This window comes from Nostoc sp. JL31 (genome assembly GCF_017114965.1).
In the GTDB taxonomy this organism is placed as follows: domain Bacteria; phylum Cyanobacteriota; class Cyanobacteriia; order Cyanobacteriales; family Nostocaceae; genus Nostoc; species Nostoc punctiforme_A.
In genome coordinates this window covers 67,699-88,596 of record NZ_JABXKO010000122.1, presented here as the reverse complement: position 1 = coordinate 88,596, position 20,898 = coordinate 67,699, and the positions used below count along the sequence as shown (strand labels likewise).

At 42.8% G+C, this 20,898-nt stretch carries 17 protein-coding genes; 2 read left to right on the top strand and 15 right to left on the bottom strand.

What is annotated here, in order from left to right; all coding sequences use genetic code 11:
- Positions 1-277 precede the first annotated feature (277 nt).
- The 3 genes from pth to psbH form a co-directional block, all read right to left on the bottom strand.
- Entirely contained in the window at positions 278-919 is a 642-nt protein-coding gene (pth, locus tag HWQ43_RS32890) for an aminoacyl-tRNA hydrolase (protein WP_292741449.1), read from the bottom strand.
- A gap of 130 nt (positions 920-1,049) precedes the next feature.
- Entirely contained in the window at positions 1,050-1,322 is a 273-nt protein-coding gene (locus tag HWQ43_RS32885; protein ID WP_292741446.1) for a TatA/E family twin arginine-targeting protein translocase, read from the bottom strand.
- 141 nt (positions 1,323-1,463) lie between these two features.
- Positions 1,464-1,667 carry a photosystem II reaction center protein PsbH gene (gene psbH, locus HWQ43_RS32880; RefSeq protein WP_094348882.1) on the bottom strand — a complete coding sequence of 68 codons (204 nt, stop codon included), beginning with the start codon at positions 1,665-1,667 and terminating at the stop codon, positions 1,464-1,466.
- 85 nt (positions 1,668-1,752) lie between these two features.
- Here psbH and psbN point away from each other — a divergent pair, with 85 nt between their 5' ends.
- Both psbN and HWQ43_RS32870 read left to right on the top strand, forming a co-directional pair.
- The gene (gene psbN, locus HWQ43_RS32875) at positions 1,753-1,884 is read left to right on the top strand and encodes a photosystem II reaction center protein PsbN (RefSeq protein ID WP_012410654.1); all 132 of its coding nucleotides are present in this window, start codon (positions 1,753-1,755) and stop codon (positions 1,882-1,884) included.
- Positions 1,868-2,098: a hypothetical protein gene (locus HWQ43_RS32870; RefSeq protein ID WP_292741442.1), complete on the top strand. Its 231-nt coding sequence runs from the start codon at positions 1,868-1,870 to the stop codon at positions 2,096-2,098. The genes psbN and HWQ43_RS32870 overlap by 17 nt, the downstream gene beginning before the upstream one ends.
- Positions 2,099-2,538: 440 nt before the next feature.
- Here the strand turns inward: HWQ43_RS32870 and HWQ43_RS32865 are convergent, their stop codons facing one another.
- The 12 genes from HWQ43_RS32865 to rfbC form a co-directional block, all read right to left on the bottom strand.
- Positions 2,539-3,840: a response regulator gene (locus HWQ43_RS32865; RefSeq protein ID WP_292741439.1), complete on the bottom strand. Its 1,302-nt coding sequence runs from the start codon at positions 3,838-3,840 to the stop codon at positions 2,539-2,541.
- Positions 3,837-6,692 (bottom strand): CHASE2 domain-containing protein, encoded by a 2,856-nt coding sequence (locus HWQ43_RS32860; RefSeq protein WP_292741436.1) that lies wholly within the window; start codon positions 6,690-6,692, stop codon positions 3,837-3,839. Before HWQ43_RS32860 ends, HWQ43_RS32865 begins: the two co-directional genes overlap by 4 nt.
- A 145-nt stretch (positions 6,693-6,837) precedes the next feature.
- Positions 6,838-7,824 (bottom strand): DUF928 domain-containing protein, encoded by a 987-nt coding sequence (locus HWQ43_RS32855; RefSeq protein ID WP_292741433.1) that lies wholly within the window; start codon positions 7,822-7,824, stop codon positions 6,838-6,840.
- 192 nt (positions 7,825-8,016) lie between these two features.
- The gene (locus HWQ43_RS32850) at positions 8,017-10,581 is read right to left on the bottom strand and encodes a CHAT domain-containing protein (protein ID WP_292741430.1); all 2,565 of its coding nucleotides are present in this window, start codon (positions 10,579-10,581) and stop codon (positions 8,017-8,019) included.
- A gap of 57 nt (positions 10,582-10,638) precedes the next feature.
- A complete protein-coding gene (locus HWQ43_RS32845; RefSeq protein WP_292741427.1) occupies positions 10,639-10,863 on the bottom strand; it encodes a hypothetical protein in 225 nt (74 codons plus the stop codon).
- A 383-nt stretch (positions 10,864-11,246) separates the two neighbouring features.
- Positions 11,247-13,739 (bottom strand): S-layer family protein, encoded by a 2,493-nt coding sequence (locus HWQ43_RS32840; RefSeq protein WP_292741424.1) that lies wholly within the window; start codon positions 13,737-13,739, stop codon positions 11,247-11,249.
- 78 nt (positions 13,740-13,817) lie between these two features.
- The gene (locus HWQ43_RS32835; protein ID WP_292741422.1) at positions 13,818-15,599 is read right to left on the bottom strand and encodes a ShlB/FhaC/HecB family hemolysin secretion/activation protein; all 1,782 of its coding nucleotides are present in this window, start codon (positions 15,597-15,599) and stop codon (positions 13,818-13,820) included.
- Positions 15,600-16,235: 636 nt separating this feature from the next.
- Entirely contained in the window at positions 16,236-16,403 is a 168-nt protein-coding gene (locus HWQ43_RS32830) for a CopG family transcriptional regulator (protein WP_094348841.1), read from the bottom strand.
- A gap of 545 nt (positions 16,404-16,948) precedes the next feature.
- Positions 16,949-18,289 carry a DUF4910 domain-containing protein gene (locus HWQ43_RS32825; RefSeq protein WP_292741420.1) on the bottom strand — a complete coding sequence of 447 codons (1,341 nt, stop codon included), beginning with the start codon at positions 18,287-18,289 and terminating at the stop codon, positions 16,949-16,951.
- Positions 18,290-18,315: 26 nt separating this feature from the next.
- On the bottom strand, positions 18,316-19,233 hold the full coding sequence (locus HWQ43_RS32820) for an NAD(P)-dependent oxidoreductase (protein ID WP_292741418.1): 918 nt from the start codon (positions 19,231-19,233) through the stop codon (positions 18,316-18,318).
- 37 nt (positions 19,234-19,270) lie between these two features.
- The gene (locus HWQ43_RS32815; RefSeq protein WP_292741416.1) at positions 19,271-20,155 is read right to left on the bottom strand and encodes a hypothetical protein; all 885 of its coding nucleotides are present in this window, start codon (positions 20,153-20,155) and stop codon (positions 19,271-19,273) included.
- 161 nt (positions 20,156-20,316) lie between these two features.
- Positions 20,317-20,874 carry a dTDP-4-dehydrorhamnose 3,5-epimerase gene (gene rfbC / locus HWQ43_RS32810; protein WP_292741415.1) on the bottom strand — a complete coding sequence of 186 codons (558 nt, stop codon included), beginning with the start codon at positions 20,872-20,874 and terminating at the stop codon, positions 20,317-20,319.
- Between the last annotated feature and the right edge of the window lie 24 nt (positions 20,875-20,898).

The following is a 20,898-nucleotide window of genomic DNA, read 5'->3' as shown; positions in this document are numbered from 1 at the left end:
ATACCGGCGTTGCTTAAGGTTATGACCGAAAACAAGCAACAGCGCGTAGGCGTAGCCCATCGTAGACATCGCCATTATTCATACAAACATTAAGCAAAGTCTGCCGCACCGCTAATTAGGGTGTAGATGAGTTACTTTTACTATATGTAGAGAGCGTTAGAGGCTTTATCTTGGTTGGATGGAGCAAGCTAAAATCGCTACCCATCAACCAAAATAAGCGCCTTTAAACATCGGTTAGCTTTCTTTAATCAGCTGATAGGACAGTATTCATCCAGCCCTAAGACTCAGAATTATTAATGGTGCGGCTATTACAAACATTCATCGCCTTTTCTACTCCCTGCTTGAGACTTAGTTCAATACACTCAACTATGAACTGAAGTACAAGAGACATCTGCTGATTTTCGGCAGCGGAAAATCGCCCCAGCACATGAGAGACAGCACCGGAATCATCCTTATTAGCTGCATCTTTGGGTTTACCAATACCGATTCGCAAACGGGGAAAGTTTTGGGTATTAAGATGTGCGATCGCACTTTTCATGCCGTTATGTCCCCCAGATGAACCAGATAAACGCAAACGAGTTTTTCCCAAGGGCAAATCCATATCGTCATAAACGATCAACACTGACTCAGGCGGTAATTTATACCAACTTGTCACCGCTTGTATTGCTTGCCCTGAGCGATTCATATAAGTTAACGGCTTTAGCAAGCGAATCTTACCTCCACCTGGGGCTATACCCTCGCCATACTCACCCTGAAACTTCCGGTTTTCTGCTAAGGAAATGCGCCAAGAACGGGAGAGAGTTTCTAAAGCAGCAAAACCGATATTATGGCGTGTTTGGTCATACTTAGCTTCTGGATTCCCTAATCCGACGATTAGTTGGGGAATTACCAAAGCTGGTTGCGTAACAGCTTCTGTCATTTTGCCTAGAGTCAATTGATATGCAGCACTCTTCTATATAGTCTGTCTGATTAATTTTGGGGAGTTCGTAGTAAGCACTTCAGTGCTTAAAATCCAGGACTAGAGTCCTTACTACGAACTTGACAAACTACTAGCTAGGTTGGGAAGAACTAGCGGTATCCTGCTCAGATTTAGCAGGGTGGATTTGCTTAGGTTCCAATTCAGCAGTAGTCTTGACAACTTCTTCTAACTGTTCTACTTCTTTTTGAAACTCGTTTTGAAACTCCTTAGAGGCTTCTTGGAAACTACGAATTGTTTTGCCCACACTCCGACCGATCTCTGGTAGCTTTTTTGGGCCAAAGATTAACAGCGCTACTACCATAATTACAGCCATTTCCGGCAGACCGATACCAAATATATTCATTTTTTGTCTCCTGTAAACTTTAGAACCACTACAGAAACTCACATATATAGTTAGTCTAGTCGGAAATCGCAACTCACAAAAAAACCCGGAAGAACCGGGTGTAACTTAACTTGTTATCCAAACTCACTCGCTGTGTATGCGTTAGCGTCCTAAGCTGCGCCAATCGACAAATACATCCTGAACCAACAGTGATTTATTGTAAAGTTGCAGAATAATCAGCAGAAACACGAAAAATAGCGCCATAAAAACAGCCATCACAGGGGTAGTACCCCAACCTGGAGCCACTTTCCCATACTCAGAGTTCAGTGGTTTCAGGATATCTCCCAATCTAGTCCTTTGTGCCATAGTCCACCTAAGATTACTTGCCAAAGCTTTTTTTAATCTTCTGTAATATTCTATAAGAATAGCACTCATCATCTATCTCTCAATTATGGAACCCGCAATAGTTCTTAGCATTTCTATGGCTGCCGTCGTAGTTGCCATCACTGGAATTTCGATCTATACCTCCTTTGGCCCTCCTAGCAAGGAATTGAACGATCCGTTTGATGACCACGAAGATTAGTGCGATTCGTTGTAAGTCCTACCAGCAAGGTTCATGCTTGACTCTTTATCTGCCCACACCGAGTAAGCTCGATTCTTACAGAGTGAAACTGGGAACAGAGCGCAATAGTACTACTGTTATGGGTGGTAACGGCGCTACCAAGAAAAGTGACCTACAGTGGATGTTGGGGCATATCTTAAACACCCAATATCAGAGTTACCCTGCCGAGTTTTAAAGTGACAGTGGCTAGAACCTGGGGTTCTGATGGTTAAATTGGCACTACCTAACGGAACAAACAATTTACTGAGGAAACTTTTTGTCACTACTACAATAAGTAATTACACAAACCCTCTTGAAAAGTTTTTCAGGAGGGTTTTTGATTTATTTAGAGCGATCGCCTTGCTCTTGCATTGGTTAAGGGACTTCCAAATCAAAAAATATCCAATTAACTCTTGTGGGCTGGGCGTCTCGCCCAACTGTAGCCAAAGGCGGGCTTTTCAGTCCATCTGACAAGATTGGATAATTTATTTGTTGTATACTTCCAAATAATTAATAAAATCAGGTGCAACCTTTATATCTGATTCGTAAAGTAAATCTGGTTTTACTCAGGATAGGCTAAATCAAGTATAGTTATGTTGAGTTGCAGAATTCCTGTTAACAATCATGTATATTCAGTTACATTGGCAGAGTAATAATAAATTTTGTCCCCTCACCAGGTATTGATAAGCAGTTGACTTGTCCGTTGTGTTTGTCAACAATAATTTGGTAGCTAATGGCTAATCCCAGCCCGGTTCCCTTGCCCACAGCCTTGGTTGTGAAAGATTGCTCAAAAATTCGAGATTGCACCTCAGTAAGCATACCGGGGCCATTATCTTGGATACAAATTGTGACAGTTTGTTGTTGAGGATCGAGCGATGTGGTGATGGTGATTATACTCGGGACAGCAGTAATATCTTGATTGGAATTTTTTTGATGGAGTTCATCAAATGCATCAATGGCATTGGCGATGATATTCATGAACACCTGGTTCAGTTGTCCGGGATAGCAACTGATTGGAGGTAACTCACCGTATTGTGTGACAACCTGGATTTTAGTGCGATCGCCATTGCCTTTGAGTCGATGTTTCAACAGCATTAAGGTGCTATCGATTCCTTCGTGAATCTGAAACTTTATCTGAGATGAAATATCTGCGCGAGTAAAAGTTCTCAGAGAGAGACTGATATCTTTCAGACGGGTAATACCTTGGTGCATTGATGCCAGTAGTTTCGGCAGATCCTCTGCCAGATACTCCAAGTCAATTTCTTCAAGAAGCTCTTGAATTTCCGAGTCTGACTGCGTTAGCTTCTCCTGTTGCAGGCTCACCAGGCGAAGCAGATTATTTACATGTTCTTCAATATAAGATAAATTTCCGCCAACGAAACCAACCGGATTATTAATTTCATGACCAATACCTGCAACCAACTGCCCTAATGTGGACATTTTCTCACTCTGGATCATTTGTAGTTGGGTTTGCTGTAACTGTTGTAGAGATTGAGTTAATTCTGCGGTGCGTTCTTGCACACGTTCTTCTAATGTGCGGGTGAGATGGGAAATTTTGAGGTGTAACTTTAAACGGGCAATGACTTCTTCATGTTGAAAGGGTTTGGTAATATAGTCAACCGCACCTATTTCCAGTCCAGCCACCTTGTCTGTAGAATCGGATAGGGCAGTCATGAAAATCACCGGAATATTCTCAGTTATGGTATTGGTTTTCAGTCTCCGACAAGTTTCAAATCCATCAATACCTGCCATCATTACATCCAAGAGTATGAGATCGGGATGAGCATATTCTGTTTGTTCGATCGCTGACTCCCCATCTGTTGCCATCAGGGCTTTCCAGCCACACTTGTGAATCGCTTCCGCTAGCACCTTGAGATTGTTTGGATTGTCATCCACTAATAAAATATGTATGGGTTTCGAGATAGGAACAGCGATCATGGATGTAACTCCGTTTTGACAAATGATTTGAGTAACTTACGGATTTTTCCGGTTTGGAAATTGGCAGTGAGTTTGCTTAACTCTGCCGCGAAGGGAGCTAGTTGATTATTTTGCTCAATTAGTTCTCTTAACATTCCCTCAATCGCCGAGATATCTCCCATCATTGCTAAATGATAGAGTTGTTGCAAAACTTCTTGGGATGGTAGAACCCATTCACTACCAGCGATCTGCTCGCCTTTGGGAGGCGAAGATTCGGCATATATCCATTCCACCCCCAACAGCGATCGCAGTCTATTAAGTAGTTCCTCAATCTGGATAGGTTTGGCTAGAAAGGCTGTTGCCCCTGCTTCTAAACTCCGCTGGCGATTTGACTCAAAAACGCTGGCACTAGAGACAATAATAGGAATAGAACGGGTTTGCGGATTCTCTTGCAGGTGAACCATTAGCTCAAAACCATCCATATTCGGCATGGCTAAATCAAGCAGAATCACATCTGAATTGTGTTCAATTGCCATCTGTAGCCCATGTTTGCCATCGGTCGCTTCTAGGGTTTGACAGCCAATTTCTTGCAGCAGACTGATTAACATAGAACAATGGTTGCGATCGTCATCAACAATCAGAATCTGAGGCGCACTACCCTGAATCCCAGTAATTTTCTGGGGAGTTGGGTTGTAATCTGTCTTAGACATCGCTCCTCCACGCCAATCATGTAGGCGTAGCCCGTCGTAGACATCGAGTGATACTGATACTGTCAAATCCAGCCAAAACAGACTTCCTTCACCCAGGTGGCTTTGCACCTGAATTTGGCTCCCCATCAATGCCGCAATTCTTTGGCTAATGGCCAATCCCAAGCCAGTACCTTCAGATCGTTGTCCTGCTTCACCCACTTGCTCAAAGGGCAAAAAGATTTTCTCAAGTTGGTCTGGTAACATCCCAATACCCGTATCTTCAATTTGAAAACGAATCTTTTGATGTGTCATTTGTCCATTGTCATTGGTGAGCCACTGCGGTCTTGGGGTCTCCCCAAGTGAAGCAAGTGGCGTCGTTTGTTTAGACTCTTCACTAATGACTTCCACTTTGAACGTTACACTACCGCTATCTGTAAATTTGATTGCGTTGCCCAGCAAGTTAATTAACACTTGCCGCAGCCGTTTTTCATCAACTTCAACGGCAAGTGGTAGGCGATCGCTAATTAAGATATTAAATCTAATCCCTTTCTGTTCAGCCCGGATACCACAAATCTCTGTTACACCATGTAAGAAACTGGGCAGATGCACACTAGTGACAACCAAATCCAATTTCCTTGCTTCTATCTTCGAGAGATCGAGAATGTCATTGATCAGCATCAAAAGGTGCGAACCGCATTGGTAGATAATGCTAACCCCTTCTAGGTTTTTAGCTGTCATGTTTGGCGATCCTTCTAGTACCTGGGCAAAACCAAGGATGCCATTAAGAGGTGTGCGTAGTTCGTGGCTCATATTGGCGAGAAACTCACTCTTGGCCTGATTGGCAGCATCGGCAGCTTGCTTTGCCTCAACTAATTCATGAGTTCGTTCTTCGACTTTTGTCTCTAGGGTTTTGGAATAATCCAATAGTTGACTGTTGGCAATTTCCAGTTGGCGATTTGTTTCTTCTAACTTCCGCTGTTTATAGGCATTAGTTGTTGCAATCACACTACCGATAAACGCCGCTAAAGTGGGTGTTACCGGAATTAAAACACCATACAAAAACATCCCATAGCCACCCCATATACAGGCTCCACTGATGCCTACAGTTGCCCAAAGAATTTTGCCGCCGGGAATCCGCAGCTTGCTATTAGATAACAACCAACTGCCTGTAGAACCAATGACAGACGACAAAACAATCCAGAGTGATAAATAAATGCCAGAAACACCGTGCAGACTGGCATTTCCTGTTTTTGCTCCTCGTACTAGTTGATGAGCAATATTGGCGTGAACAACCACACCTGGAGTCGGTTTTTGAGCAGAGATCCAGGAAGAGAAGGGTGTGCTGAAGAAATCATTGGTACTGGAGGCGATTGACCCAATAAATACCATGCGATCGCGCATCAAATCTACCGGAATTTTCCCTGCTAACACATCGCGCATCGCAACTGTCCGAAATGCTGCTTCTGAACCATGCCAATTGAGCAGAATTTGATAGCCTCCTAAATCGGCATCGGTATAACCTGCTTCTTGATTTTGCAGTGGCAGGTAAATTTCTTTGCCCAACTGAAACTTTTGTTTTTGGGGGTCAATGCTTTCTAAGCTAATTTTTTCAGCTTCGAGATACTTTAGGGCTACAAGGGTTGCTAGCCCGGCTTTAATGGTATTTTTCTCTTTGGCATCTTCAGCTGTTAGGAGGGCACGACGTACAAAGCGATCGCCATCCAAGACTAAATCTGCTAATCCTACTTGATCCTTTTTTTTCAATTCCGCTGGAGGATTGACGCGTTCACCAGTAATTTTCTCAACTCCGATTAAATTGGGAGTGTTGCGAAAGACTTGAACAAGTTGATCGTGTCCGTTTCCTTCGGGTAAATCTCGATAGAGATCCAAGCCAATGGCTCTCGGCTGCTGCGCCCGGATTTTTTCTAGTAATCGTGCCAGCGCCCAGTCTGGAACTGGCCATTTACGTACTGATTGGATATCGCGCTCATCAATTGTAACAATCACAATTTCATCAGCGATCGCCTCTGAAGATCGCTGACGAACCCATTCGTCGCGAATTTTCCATTCCGGTAAATTGAAAAGTCCCAACGATTGCCCAACTATAACCGTCAAAGCAACGCTGGGAGTAATAATTAAAACGCTGCGAGTATGTTGGATAAAAGCCTGGAATCTGCGCCACATATTTGTGCCATACAATGGGGGTTGGGATTGGGGAAGGTGGTGCCCCTGAAGGGGATAAGGGATAATTTGGGACTGGGTGGAAGGAAAAAGAGGGGAACAAAGAGAATAATTACTCTTAACCCAATGCCCAATCCCCAAATTGGCATTAGTTAGTAGATGCTAATAAGTTCGCTGTTACAATCTCCTTCAAACTCACTGAGGATAGAAGTTCTTCCCATTGTTTTCGGAGAGTTGCATTGTTAGGTTGAGTGGTATATACCGATGCAAGTGTTGCCACACAGTCATACCAAACACCGTTTTTACCCAAAATAGTAGCCCGCTTCAGAGCATCTTGCTCTTGGATTGCTGTTGCCAACTCTGCGCTGGGCTGGATACGCTGAATCCAACCATCGACGTAAGGCGTACTCGGACTGAGTTGACCATCTACTTTGAGTGCTAGGAACCATTGATAGTTTTTACCAACGGCTAAAGCGGGTGCATTAGCTGGTAATTTGATCGCGATTACTCCAGTTTTCTCTGGAACTGAAATGTTCATTTGATGTTGCATATTGCCAGCTTCATCCTTGAGGCTGAACACTGCTTCTTGGGCATTAGAAGCCGGGATATACACCAATATTGTGGGACGTTCAGACACTGTTGTGCCATAGAAGTTTTGAGGCAAGAGGGCGATTAGCGCTGCTGGTTGCGTTGTATTTGTAATCGATGGATTTAAGTAGTAAGTACCAACGCGAGAAGCACCCGCACTTGCTTGTTGGGGAGCGCCTTTGCCTGCGGCAGGTGTAAAGAGGTTGCCGCGAGAAGCTCCTCCTGTTGCCTGTCTGGGTGTACCTTTCCCGACGACAGGTGTAAAGAGGTTGCCGCGAGAAGCTCCTCCTGTTGCTTGTCTAGGCGTACCTTTCCCGACAGTAGGTGTAAACATACTACCGCGAGAAGCTCCTCCGGTTGCTTGTCTAAGCGCACCTTTCCCAGCAGTCGGTGTAAATATACTACCGCGAGAAGCTCCTCCGGTTGCTTGTCTAGGAGAGCCACTGTTGGCGGGTGGGGTAAATGTAATAGCATAAGCACTAGTCCATGTAGTGCTAGCGATCAGAGCGATGACGCTCAATGTACTAGCTAAATATCGACGTTTCATGATGTTTTCCTTATGTCATTGCAATGTGATACAAACAAAATACGTTTGTTTCGACTATGGTCAGAAGCTCAGAGAATAAGTCTAAGTAACAGTAAAGTCAGGGAACTTCTATTAGCAGTATAGGCGAGCTTGAGCTAAAACCGTGTAAAAAATAGCGTATTTATTGGCAGAATACTCCGTTGTATTACTTAGCTAAATCCAGTTACCGATCAAAACAAAGCCAGACCAAAAGAACGGTTCGTGGAAATCAGTTTGGCGAATTAGGCTAATTTGTGCTTGTCTTAGTGCTTCGGCTTTAGTGATTTTGGGTTGTCGCAGTTGTTCATAGAAGCGAGTCATTAGCATCGCGGCTGCCCGATCTTTGACGGGCCATAGGGTGGCGATAGTTGAGCGAGCGCCAGATTTGACAGCTAAACCTGCTAGTCCCAGGACGGCGCGATCGTCTCCTGCTGCTGTATCACAAGCACTTAGTACCAGCAACTCGATGGCTTTCGATGGATCGCTACCCCGATTTTTCAGGAGTTCAGATAACTCTTTAACATTTACTTGTCCATCCCAAGTGAGCAAGAAGGTATCTTCTAGGCGGGAACTAAACTGTCCGTGGGTTGCTAGGTGGACAATACCTGCACTACTGGATTTCACTTGTTCAGCAAGGGCTTGACTGGTAAATTTCTGGTTTAGCAACACAGAGGACGATACTGACTTGGAAATTTGTTTCACCTCTGATTCCACAGCAGGCAAAGCACTAAAGCCAGCGCGAGATTGGCTAATGCCACCAACGATCGCATTCATCTGGTTTTGATGAAGCGATCGCATCGCCATCAGTTGCAATCCTGGCGAGAGCGCCACAGCATACTTCTCAATCAGATATTGCTTACCGTCAAAAAGAGCTGCAATGGGAATATTCCGCAATCGACCATCCAAAACAAACACCAATGTTTTGGTATCAATCAATGCTTGATCTGCTTCCTCTGGACGAATCAACCAACTATAAATTTGTTGAGACAATCGATCTCTGTTTTGGGAATCGGAAACAGGGTTAAGAGCAACCAAAAAATTGTCTAGAGTCTGCTCAATTTCCGCTTGAGGTTTGTGAGTAACATAGGAACGGAGTGGTTGCCCTGCTTTGGAGAGAATTACTGTTAAACGATCTGGCAGGATGATTGGATAAATGACGGTTGCAGTAGGATCAACCTGATCAATTTGTTGAGTTTTATCTAAACAGGCTTCCCGAAAAAAGTTATCGAGTTCCGCAATTTGAAGTGCCTCAATCAATTCACGAGCTTGTATTAGTTCTGCTTGACTAGGTTGATTCTCTAGAAGTAAATCAACCAGTTCCCGGTAGACAGGCTCCACACTAGTGCGAAAAGAGAACTGGACATCAGGGTTGATAGCCACCAAATCTGCCCGCAGTGCCTTTAAGGCGTTGACTGCTTCTGTATAAGCGGTAATCGCTTTTGAGCGATCGCCTTGTTGTTTATACAACTGTCCCACCTGCCAAGCAGATTGAGCAATGATATCGTTAGCTTGGAGTTGGCGGGCAATGTTGAGGGATTTCTGAGTTAACTCCTGTGCTTCAGATAATTGCTGTGTACGCTGATAGAGTTTTCCCCACTGATTTAGTGCATGAGCTTCGGCTTGAGTATCCTGGATTTGCTGTGCAGATTTGACTGTGACTGCCATCAGTTGCGCCAAATCCTTCAGCGGTAGGATTTGCTCACGATTTGACTGACGATCTAGGGTGGCAACAAAATTGATTGCTGCGTAGAGTGAGGTGTGACTGGGGGGCAGTTCCTGGAGTTGTTGGAGTAGTTGAGGTGCGAGTGGGTTAACAAACTCCAGTTTGTCGTAATTGAGGAAAAGTTTGAACTGAGCTAAACGCGCTTGTAACTGATCGCTTGGGTTAGTTGTTAAGAGTTGAGCCTGTTCAAAGTAATTTAATGCTGATTCTGGATCTTCCAAGTCAACGGCAGTTTGACCGAGGCTTATAAGGATAGAACTCAAATGGGGTTTCGCTGCAATTTTCTGGGCGATCGCTAAACTTTGCTCTAAAATCTGTTGACTTTTACCAGAGTCGCCAATTATTTGCAAGGCTAAACCAAGCGATCGCAGTCCGCTGACTTTGATTTCATTATCCGGCAACCCTTGGAGTTTTTGAGTCAGTGCCTCTAACTGTTGTTTAGAACGGCGGTAAAATCCTAAAGTTTGTAAAGCTTGTGCCTGGTTGATTTGACTACCCAGGCTTCCCATTGTGTCGCCTGCTTGCTCATAAAATTTTTGAGCTTGTTGCCAACTATCGAGGGCGGTTTCGGCATTGCCAGTATGCAATTGCAAATTTGCTTGGGTATTGAGTACTTGTGCCCAGAGAATTGCATCAGCAGAGGGAATGGAGGTTTGCAACAGTTTCAGACTTTGCTCAATAGACTGTTGGGCTGCTTGCCATTGATTAAGCTCCTGTTGTGTCAGTGACAGGTAACTTAAACTTAGAGCTTCGTTGAGGCGATCGCCTTGGGTATGATACTGTTGTGCTGCCGTTTGCCAAATCGTCACTGCTTCTGCAAAGCGTCCTGAATGGTAAAGGTTTCGTCCCTGTTCTAGCCAATTAGTCGGTTGAGAAGTCGATGCTGACACATTCAGGCTAGAAGTTGTTGGTACTGACAGAGACGCTCTAGTAGGTGTAATGGTTATTGCCAAACACAAGCTCAAAATACTCAGACTGATATATAGCCAACGAAGTTGTTTAATTTGGAAAATCATAAGTAATATCACTAAAAAGATTAATTATTTTGTATACTATATCACCTTAAAATTTGATCAACTAATGATGCTACTGCCGCGCCGCAACAAGACAAAATCGCTTGCTTGGAGACCGATGTTACCACGACTACCTCCATTCACTTCGGCTCGCAGGCTGGCTCCATTATCGAGGAAGATATTACGAGCGTTAATATTGAGATTACCCGCATCCCCTGTTCTAGAATTGCTGACGGTAATTTCTGCGCCATCGCGGACACGCAAGCTGTCAGATGTGATATTCACTGACCGAGCAGTAAAGGCATTTGCTCAGGATGCGGTGATGCTACTAGGCAGTATCCCACCATCGGATAAAGGTTGAGAGATGTCCTGCACATCTATGTCATTGACTCGCAGATTGACACTGCCAGCAGAACCCTGACCCAAACTTGATGAGGTGATCTGTCCTCCGTTGAAAACCCGCAGGCGATCGGCTTGTAGGTTAATATTCCCACCCTGACCAACCGCATCCTTAGCTACTGCAACGGTAATACCACTAAACGTCTTGCTAAAACTATCGAATACCGGATTGCTAACTACTACTTTCGTAGACCAAATATTCCCAATAAGTCTACGAATTCTGTGGTTTGGAAGTTAGTGTTACCGAAATGGTATTTTCGCTAACATCATCAACTTTTACGAACGGCAGCACAGGTTAAAGATGGTTGTACATACGCTGGTTTAACCGCAATCAATTCAATTTTACCGTCAGCATTGCGATGCCAGGTTGTGGCTTCGACGAGAACCTTTGAGGATGCTGGAATCTGGACATTTAGATCACCAGTTTTGCGGTAAGCAGACAAATCTCGTATATCATCCCAGGTACGTAAGCGCAGCCCATCGTAGACATCGCTTGTCACCTGATTAGGATTTTGCGGCACACCACCTCGTCCCGTTGCCACAAAGCGGCTGCCTTCACTATCCGCGCAGCCTGTAGCAATTTGCTGGGATGGATCGGTGACATTTGCAGGCAGTTCGACTAAACCCGAATTTGGATCGATACCGATAGTATTAACTTGAACCGTGCCACTTACCCCAAATTGGGAACTGGCGGTGATGTCACTGTCAGGAGTGAGTTGGTTGCGGAACTTCAGCCCAAAGATGCCTTGAGTAGTGATTTGGATATTACCACCTCTGCCTTGTACTGCATTGGCAATAATGTCGCTGTTTTTTAAGCCGATGATGATGGGTGCATTGATGTTTATATTACCTCCATTCCCTGAACCGCCAGCTGTTGAGGTTATCAAACTATTGTCTTGCAGAAGCAACAGATTTTTGGTGGACAATTTAATATTGCCACCATTACCGGAGTCTGTTTGTGCTTGAATAAACCCTTGATTCTTTAATTGGATGGTATCTGCACTAATATTAATATTGCCACCATTTCCACTACCTTGACTGGTGACACTGACTGTCCCGCCATCCATTAGCGTTAAGTTCGGTGTCGTAATGCTCAAAATACCGGCATTCGCTGTTAATATATCTGGCAGACCGAATCGTTTGCGCACTAATGGATCGGGTCGGATTGTGGAGGCGTTAATGCTACTATTAGTTGCTCGACCTTGACCACTGATAACGATCGCTTCAGTAGCATTGATACTCAAATCTCCTCCATTACCTGCAAAAAATGAGGTGGTAGCAACTGCTCCCCCATCCAGAATTTGCAATTTAGCAGTATTCAGAGTCAAGTTTTTGGCACTTCCGGTTGCAAATGTAGTTGAGCTAATGTTGCTGTAAAGTCCAGACGGACTTTCTCCCATCACCGTGGTGTTGGTGTTACGAATCGTCACTTTACCGCTAGAACCACTGCCAAAGGTAGCCGAAGATAGTGAGGCACCGCTTGATACTAGTAGACTATTACCATTGACGAAAACATCACCAGCATTTCCAGCGCCTAGTGTAGTAGTGTTTACCGTGGTGACGTTAGCAGGATTATTGGGTGAAAAGCCAGACAGTTCAATGGCGGTTGCATCAATGTAAATATTGCCACTGGGAGCTGCTCCAAGAGTTGTGCTATTCAACCCCGCTCCCGACTTGATAGTGAAGTTGGGAGTAATAACGCTGATATTCCCACTAGCTCCCATACCCAAAGCATCACTACGCACTCCGCTCTGAATTGTGCCATCAGCTGTTTTGGCAATCAGATTAATGGACTCTGTAGCCTGAAGGCGAATGTCACCACCGGGGAGATTGCCAAAATTTTGCGCCAGTACCAGAGAGCCATCGGTGAATTGAATTTGCCTACCCTGAATTTGAACCCAACCTGCATTCACGCCGCTGATATCTAATAGCGATCGCTGTGCCAGATGAATATCGCCAAAGCTTTGTACATTCCCATATCCCAGTGTATAGCCCTGTGCGGTTGATATCAGGTTTACTAATGCTGTACCGCTTACACTACCCAATTCAACTCGCCCTCTTTCAGCGATCAGGTTTGCCCCATTTAGATGTATGTCGCCACCCACTAAAGCTAGGGTGTTTCCCGGCTTTACCCGCAGTTTTGTAGAACTGGGAATCTGAATCGGGGGAACCAGAGCCAGTCCACTGACATTCCTCAAAGTATGTCCTGTACCTTGAATGTTGATGGGTGCGGGATTGTTACCCAGTTGCAACCCAATGGGAACATTGATGCTTAACAAGGGGGCAGATTCAGAATTAATTACACTAAACTCAGCGCCATCGGCAAATTTAATACTGCTGGCAGTGCTACCAATAAACGAACCCCCAATGTTTAGTTGAGCATTGGCTCCAAAGATTATCCCACTAGGGTTGATCAAGAACAGACTGACGGGGTTGTTGCCGTTAATCGTCTGAATCAAGCCATCAATGCTAGAGATATTACCGCCAGTAACACGGCTGAAGATGGTAGAAATGTTGGGCGTGTTGGTTAAATCAAAAGTAGCCGAACCGTCAGTGGGAACCGAAAACTGCTGGAAACTGTGAAATAAGTTACTGTTGGCGGCACTACCGTTAGTAATGGTAAAATTATTACCACTTTGGGAGACAGCAGTATTGAGGGTGCCATCGGGAGTTAGCTGGGCACTCACAGAGGCACACCAAAGGAGCATCCCACCTGTCAGCATTAAATTAATCAAACCCCAGCAAACAGAAGCTGCTTTCATCGCTCACTTTCTATTAATAATATATATAGGGTTCCCTAAACGGCATTATATTCATAGTCATAGGGATTATTGATTGCCTCAAAACGCTGAATAACTTACTGAGAAGTACAGTCCATTTTCCTGGAGCGATCGCCTTTCACCGTCCACTGAAATCAAAGGAATGCCCCAATCTATGCGGGTCAAGAACTCATCACCCTGTTTCCATAACAGCCCCAACCCAGTACTAACAAGCGTACTTGGTGATGGATTTTCGCCTTTGGTATTCCAGCCTTTACCTACATCAATGAAGGGTGTCAGTTGCAACACTCCGCCAATTTTAGCAGCGCGGACAATTGGTACTCGAAATTCCGCCGAAAATAACATACCATTATCTGTGAGTAATGCATCTTGGCGATAGCCCCGTACACTTAGCTGTCCACCAAGACCAAATTGCTCTAAAGGCACTAAAGAATCTGCTGCCAATTGGAAATCGCCCCTAGCTAAAAATAGAGTGTCCGGTGCTAATTGCCGTACCCACTGCGCCTGCCCCCGCCACGCGAAAAAGCGGCTATCTGGTTCATTATCACTCACATTAGCATCGAACCAATCTACACCAAAACTCAATTGCGATCGCGCCGCAAATACATACTGGTTGCTTCGCTGGATATATTCTTGAAAAAAGCGCAGGGCAGAAATATTGGTTTTTCCGTTCGCATCTGCACCTGGGGAAAGCCGGAACGGCCCAATGTTATCAAGACCTAACTCAGTTTGGCTTGACTGGCGCGAAAACGATAGCCCCACTGCCAACTCTTGGGTTGGTTTTTGCACCAGTGGTTGCCAATAGCTCAATTCGTAAGAGCGAGTATTTGACTGGATATCAAGGACACTGAATGGTTCTTCAATTACATGGTTCCATCCTTGGTTAAAACCGAAGGATACAGTGCCATTGCGGGCATTAATTGGCAGCGTGTAATTGACATTGATTGTATTACTGCCATCGGTATTGGCATATCCTACGCTCAGTATATCGCCCAAACCCAATAAATTGGCTTCTTGCAGATCCACTCCCCGGCGAAAACTGCCCACACTTGGCGATCGCCCATTATCCACGCTTGCTGTCAGCTTAAAAGTTCCTGCTTCTTTAACCTCCACTTGCAACACATTAGTTCCCGGTTGCACGCCTGTCTGCAACTCGGCTGACAGGTTTTGAATCCGCGGATCGAGGCGGAGTAGTTGCAGCTTTTCTATTAAACGCGGTACATTTAGGGGTTTACCTGCACCAAGTTTGATGCGATCGCGAATGTATTGAGTGTGTAATCGCCTATTACCGACAATCTTAATTTCTTCCAAACTACCCTCAATCACCTGAATTTTGATTGTCCCAGCTTCTATTGTCTGTGGTGTAATCAATGCGCCTGTGGTGACATAGCCGTTATCAGTGTAAAGCTTGGTGATGGCATCTTTAACTTGCAACAACTCTGCAAATGTCAGTTCTCGTCCCACAAAGGAATTTGTGACAGCGGCAAACTGTTCTGCTTTGAAAACTGTACTGCCCAAAACTTCAATGCGATCGACCCGAAATTTGGTATTAGGGTCATTCTGCTCCAGAATCGGCTGATTCGGTAGTTTTAGGGATGGAAGCAATTGATTCTCGTCTGGTGGCTTGGGTAGCACATCCGACGGTAACGGGGTGTCAGGAAGATCATCTAACCGACCTGGGGGTAACGTCTGAGGTTCAGGAGTTTGGGCGATTGCATCCTGATAGTTACACAATATTGCGGCGATCGCAAAGCTGATTGTTATAAATCCAGCACAAATCCTGAGTTCGCCCACAGACTTGCTTACCTTTGGCTGATTTTTAACCAAGGTTTTTCTAACCATTATTTGTAATTGAATAAATTAGGGATTAAATTCTTAATACTTTGGCAAGTATAAGTAAATAAGTGGTAAGTATTATATCTAGCTTAAAAATATTCCGAAAAGATCAGTAATATTACTATTTGGCAAAAAGATTCAAGAGCAAAGCTAGAGACAAGAATGTTATTCTACCCGAAAAAATGGATAAATTACTGGTTAAAGACACCCATAAAACTTTAAATTTGGTGCTTTACAAAACGTTTACAAACTTGCTACCGCTACGGATAAGCAAGCTAGTACCGCAAGGCGGAATTAAAAATTAAAAATTAAAAATGAATACAGCATAAGGTTTTCGTTGATTTGGAATGATTGGTTTATTTCCGCCGTGTTGTACTAGTAAGAGCATCTTGATTCTGAATTCTACCTTTTATTCAATTAATTTGATATTTTTAATGATGCAAGTGCATTAGATTGCACCATATCTAAAGCAAAAGTCAGAGCGAAGATTTCCTCGGCTCTGAACTTTGTAAGAGAGTATTCTTATTTCGATTCCCTAACTTTAATTATCGGGATTCACTGTTAGCTGATAACTGTTAAGCAGCATATTTCACTGGCAAATTAAGATGTACTTATCATGATTTGATTTTTTTGCAGTCTGATTCACGAGGTTTCAGAGGCTTTTTCATCTTTAGGATAAAGAGAGCGAATTAACTCCCGAATTACATCAGTTGCTGGTCTCCCCGTTGTTGAACAGTATTGTTCAAGCTTCTGTGCCTCACCTGATGTGAGATTGATTGTGAGTCGTTTAACAGCCCATTTTTTATTCATGTACTAGACAAGCTATGTTTTTAAACTACTTCTCTAATATCAATCATCTAAACTGCTCTTACAATGGTATAAGTAATGACATTTAGTTCAAGTAATCATGAAGCTAAATAGGATATTTTTCCAGGTAATAGTGAAGAGGTGAAGTAGATTCTAGATTATAAAGTTCAGCTACTTAGTGGGCAGTAATTATAAATAGAATGTAAAAATAACATCAAATATATCAATATAATAGCAGTATTATTACATAAGAGTTGAGGATAAGAACATACAAAAAGTTGGCAGTCCTAGCAAATAGAATTTGCGACTACATACATCAAATCCACCTCCCAATACTTCTCGGGTTTTGGGGAAAAGGAAAAAAAATCTTTAACCCAACCCAGCAACCTTTTCCCAAAACCCAATTCAGAATTAAAAATGCCTAACCGAGAAGTATTGCCCCACCTCCAAAGGTTCTAACCCCTTAATTTTCTCTTAAACTGCCCGGTGGTAAGGACTTGCCTACGTTTTTGTCATAGGGAATTTCATTTTTGCAATCTTTTTCAAACTTAGTTGGTTTTAATTGTTAATAAGTCATGTGTTAATAATGTATCGGCAGCAGATTTAATCACATCAAATGACATACCCGACCTTTCTGCAATATCTAATAGAGTATGCTGACCGTCAGATAAATTTAAAACCCACAGGATTGCCATTTCATTTAGCCCGCTATCTTTGCTACCACCAACTGCCCGATATATTCCTCTTTTACCTAACTGTGGCTCACATTTGGGATTTTTGTTGTAGTAGATTTCGTTATTGTTGAGGATATACAACATCGAATTACATTGAAAGAATGACTCGGCAAGATATTGGGGTTGAACGAAATTTAAATCATCTGCCGAGGTATGGTATTCAGGAAAACTACCATGAGGCGATCGCATGAAGCAACCTACAGCTAAATTAAATCCAGGCGAGCAATATTGTCGCTCATCATAGCCATAGGGGAAGAAATCTATAATTTTGTGATCTTGTTTTGAGTTTTTGAGTACATAAGCAGCAACTTTATCGATTTCAGTGTCACCTCTACGGCTTTTTTTGTAGGTAAAGTTGCCTGCATCTCCTAAACAAGTTAATACTAAGCCATGTTTAATGTTATTGACTTTAGCCTCATTGAGAGCCAACCATGTAATTGAGCCAATGGTTCCGGGAATCCAGAGAAATCTATAGGAATATCTTGGTGTAGTTTGACTTAAATATTTAGCGATAAAAGTAGCGATCGCAATTCCTGAAAGATTATCATTACACAGTGAAGGATGACAGGCATGGCAAGAAATCAAGACTTCATCAGTACTGTCTCCGGGAATATAATACTCGCCATAAGTCAAATAACCTGGTTGCAGAGAAGAATCAATACATACTTCATATTCTTCATCATTTAGTTGCAAATACTGATTATGAGTCAGGCAAAAACCCCAACTTTCCTTGTAATATGATGTTCGATAAGGAATCCAATTAGGATAATCCGCAAGTGTAAATAGATGTGATTTAAGTTCTTGAAGAGATATTTTTTGATGTATGGGAATACTATAGTTAACAACGTGCAAATTTGAATTATTAAAATCTACAATCTTTTCACCTTGAGAGTTTTTAATATAGGCATCTTTAATATTCCACTCATGAGGGACTGTCCAATCAAATACCTCTGTTCTTGTTGGCACTTCATGAACTGACAAAGAAATATACTGCTGGAGAATTTTTAAAGTTTCTCTAAAACCATCACCTGTAATACTACGACAAATGGGATATAAATCAGAAATTAGTTGGTAAATTTCTATACTGATATCCTTTAAGTTAAAAGAATTTTTTAGATCGACTAAATTAATATTCTGAAGTCTATCTGCAACCATAAAGCGTCATTTTGAATTTTGAATTGTTAATGATGTTTTGTATACCAATTTACAGTCAATTCCAAGCCCTTCTTTAGAGAAATTGAAGGTTGCCAACCTAGTTTATCGTATGTATAAGCCATATCAGCTACTCTTATTCTTTCCATCGGCCGCTCAGGTAAAGCACCAAATAGTGGCTGGATTTGAGGGTTGACCAGATTAACAAGCTGGGACACAACTGCATGAATGGGTACTAGTTCTCCCGAACCTAAGTCAAATGTATAACCCTCTACATTAGGAACTTGTGTTGCAGCGAGAAGTCCTGCAATTACGTCATCGATATAAATCCAATCAACTTGACGCTTTCCACTACTAAGTTTTGGAGCTTGCCCTTGCAACAAGGAAAGAATAACAGAAGGAACGATCTTAGACACATTTTGCCCTGGTCCATAGGTCATAAAGGGTCTAACAAGAACTACAGGTGTCTGATACAGTCGATGGAACATGCGACCATAAGTACTACTAGCAAATTTAGCAATAGCGTAAGGAGAAGAAGGAACTACTTCAGGACGATCTTGTTCTGGTTCTTCTAAAGAAGCTATTAACACAATGCGATTACAACCAATTTCGGCAGCTATCGTCAATAAGTTAATAGTACTAGTCAGTAAACTGTGAAAGGTAGGCAATATGAACTCTAGATTAGGAACTGCTGTCACAAGACCGGATAAATGGAAGATTAGGTCAGGTTTAATGCTGTAGAAAAGATTTTGAACAAACTTAATGTCTTCCATGTCACCGTGCCACCATCGCAAGCAGCTTATATCAGAAGTATGAAAACTGCGAGAAACAGCATGTACTTCTGCACCATTGTGGCATAAATGACGGACTAAATGAGATCCTAGAAATCCGCTAGCACCTGTAATTAGTATTGTTTGTCCAGACAATTTTTCAACAGAGTTCACCATTTATTGCTCACAGATTGGATGGAAAACAAAAGTTCTTCTACAAAAGATTGTTTGTTGTAGACAACAACAATGTGTCAGTAATCGGGTAGAAGTCAGTGCCTCGTAAAAAGTCGCCTAAAGAAGTTCCTGTACAAGCTGAATCAATATTTGGCGCACCCTTTTGAGCTATGACATCATCAAAATGTACAGTTCTAAAGTCAATACTGAAACGGGTATAGCCTGATGTGTTGGGAATAGTGGAGTGCATCTGCGCTCCTGAAAAGAGAATCATGCCACCGACTTGTGTAATTAACCGCAATTGCGGCTCCATTTCTAAAGTTTCTTCTGCATGGGGTTGCTTGCGTGTATCTGTTTTAATGTGCTGTGCCGCATTTTTGCGACTTTCTTTAATCCACTGAGCGTAGTTATAATCTCTTGAGCTATTCTTAACTGGTTGACTCCAGTAGCGCGGATGGAATGCCATCGCATTCTCTGGGGTAATATCGTAGACAGGAATCCACCAGTTGATCTGGCACAGAGGAGCAGAATACCAGGTGTCACGATGAGGATGGAAAGCGTAAGCAATACCAGCAGTCAGATAGCGATCGCTGGTTGCTGTTCTTAGGCGAGGTACATCGAAATAGGTTTTGTTCAAGTCACATCCACTTTCTTTCAAGATGCCTTGAATGAGTTGTTTAGATTCAGGGTGATGGATAAAAGTTGGCTTGAGTTGTGCTAAAATTTCAACGTATTTCTCTACAGGCAGGCTATGTTGTGCTTCTCTCGGATCTAAAGGGGCAAATGCTTCTTCAACCAGACCACGAGCAAAATCACATAGTGCGATCGCACTGGCGCAAGGAGAAAAGACAAACACTTGTCCATTATAAAGATGCTTGCGTCTGATTTCATCACTAAAAATCGAATCAAAATAAATTGTACTCACTTCGCCCCTCATCTGCTGTAACAAAGTTTGAACACAGTGTTAAGTATGAAAATCAAAATTTAATTTTTCAAATTTTGATTTTCCGTGTCTCTGCGCCTCTGTGCGTTCCTAATCCTATATTTACTCAGCAACTATATATTTTTAAATTGATCTTAAAAGTCTTACATCACCGTAGTCGTTACAATTTTTTTCGATTCAAATAAACTCCAAGCCCGATCTTTATCCGAAATTTCAGTCACAGATAGAGGCCATTCAATACCAAAAGCTGGGTCATCATAGCGATACCCGCCAGCATATTCTGGTGCATAAAAATCACCCATTTGATACATCACCTCCGTCTCATCGCTCAGAGTTTGAAAACCGTGAGCACACCTATCTGGGATATAGAGAGCAAGACGATTTTCAGCAGTTAACTCTATACCAATATGAGATAAATAGCTAGGAGAATCTGGACGCAAATCGATGATTACATCATAAATAGCCCCCCTGATACAACGCACCAATTTTGTTTCCTGAGAAGGAGGCATTTGATAATGCATACCCCGCAATGTTCCTTTTTTATAATTAAAAGATAAATTGCATTGGGCAATAGTAGGTTTTAAGCCACGCTCTTGAAATTCCTGAGTACAGAAACTCCGAGCAAAAAAGCCGCGAATATCTCGGTGCAGTTCTAAATCAACAATAAACGCTTCTTTTATTTTAGTTTCAGTAAATATCATAAATTTACAAACCTGAGATTAAAT

Bases quoted from the DNA above. Each gene is read 5' to 3' on its own strand.
- HWQ43_RS32830 (WP_094348841.1), bottom strand. From the start codon at position 16,403: ATGAATAAAAAATGGGCTGTTAAACGACTCACAATCAATCTCACATCA.
- HWQ43_RS32865 (WP_292741439.1), bottom strand. From the start codon at position 3,840: ATGATCGCTGTTCCTATCTCGAAACCCATACATATTTTATTAGTGGAT.
- HWQ43_RS32850 (WP_292741430.1), bottom strand. From the start codon at position 10,581: ATGATTTTCCAAATTAAACAACTTCGTTGGCTATATATCAGTCTGAGT.
- rfbC (WP_292741415.1), bottom strand. From the start codon at position 20,874: ATGATATTTACTGAAACTAAAATAAAAGAAGCGTTTATTGTTGATTTA.
- HWQ43_RS32820 (WP_292741418.1), bottom strand. From the start codon at position 19,233: ATGGTGAACTCTGTTGAAAAATTGTCTGGACAAACAATACTAATTACA.
- HWQ43_RS32885 (WP_292741446.1), bottom strand. From the start codon at position 1,322: ATGAATATATTTGGTATCGGTCTGCCGGAAATGGCTGTAATTATGGTA.
- HWQ43_RS32825 (WP_292741420.1), bottom strand. From the start codon at position 18,289: ATGGTTGCAGATAGACTTCAGAATATTAATTTAGTCGATCTAAAAAAT.
- HWQ43_RS32855 (WP_292741433.1), bottom strand. From the start codon at position 7,824: ATGAAACGTCGATATTTAGCTAGTACATTGAGCGTCATCGCTCTGATC.
- HWQ43_RS32835 (WP_292741422.1), bottom strand. From the start codon at position 15,599: ATGGTTAGAAAAACCTTGGTTAAAAATCAGCCAAAGGTAAGCAAGTCT.
- HWQ43_RS32870 (WP_292741442.1), top strand. From the start codon at position 1,868: ATGACCACGAAGATTAGTGCGATTCGTTGTAAGTCCTACCAGCAAGGT.
- psbN (WP_012410654.1), top strand. From the start codon at position 1,753: ATGGAACCCGCAATAGTTCTTAGCATTTCTATGGCTGCCGTCGTAGTT.
- pth (WP_292741449.1), bottom strand. From the start codon at position 919: ATGACAGAAGCTGTTACGCAACCAGCTTTGGTAATTCCCCAACTAATC.
- HWQ43_RS32840 (WP_292741424.1), bottom strand. From the start codon at position 13,739: ATGAAAGCAGCTTCTGTTTGCTGGGGTTTGATTAATTTAATGCTGACA.
- psbH (WP_094348882.1), bottom strand. From the start codon at position 1,667: ATGGCACAAAGGACTAGATTGGGAGATATCCTGAAACCACTGAACTCT.
- HWQ43_RS32860 (WP_292741436.1), bottom strand. From the start codon at position 6,692: ATGTGGCGCAGATTCCAGGCTTTTATCCAACATACTCGCAGCGTTTTA.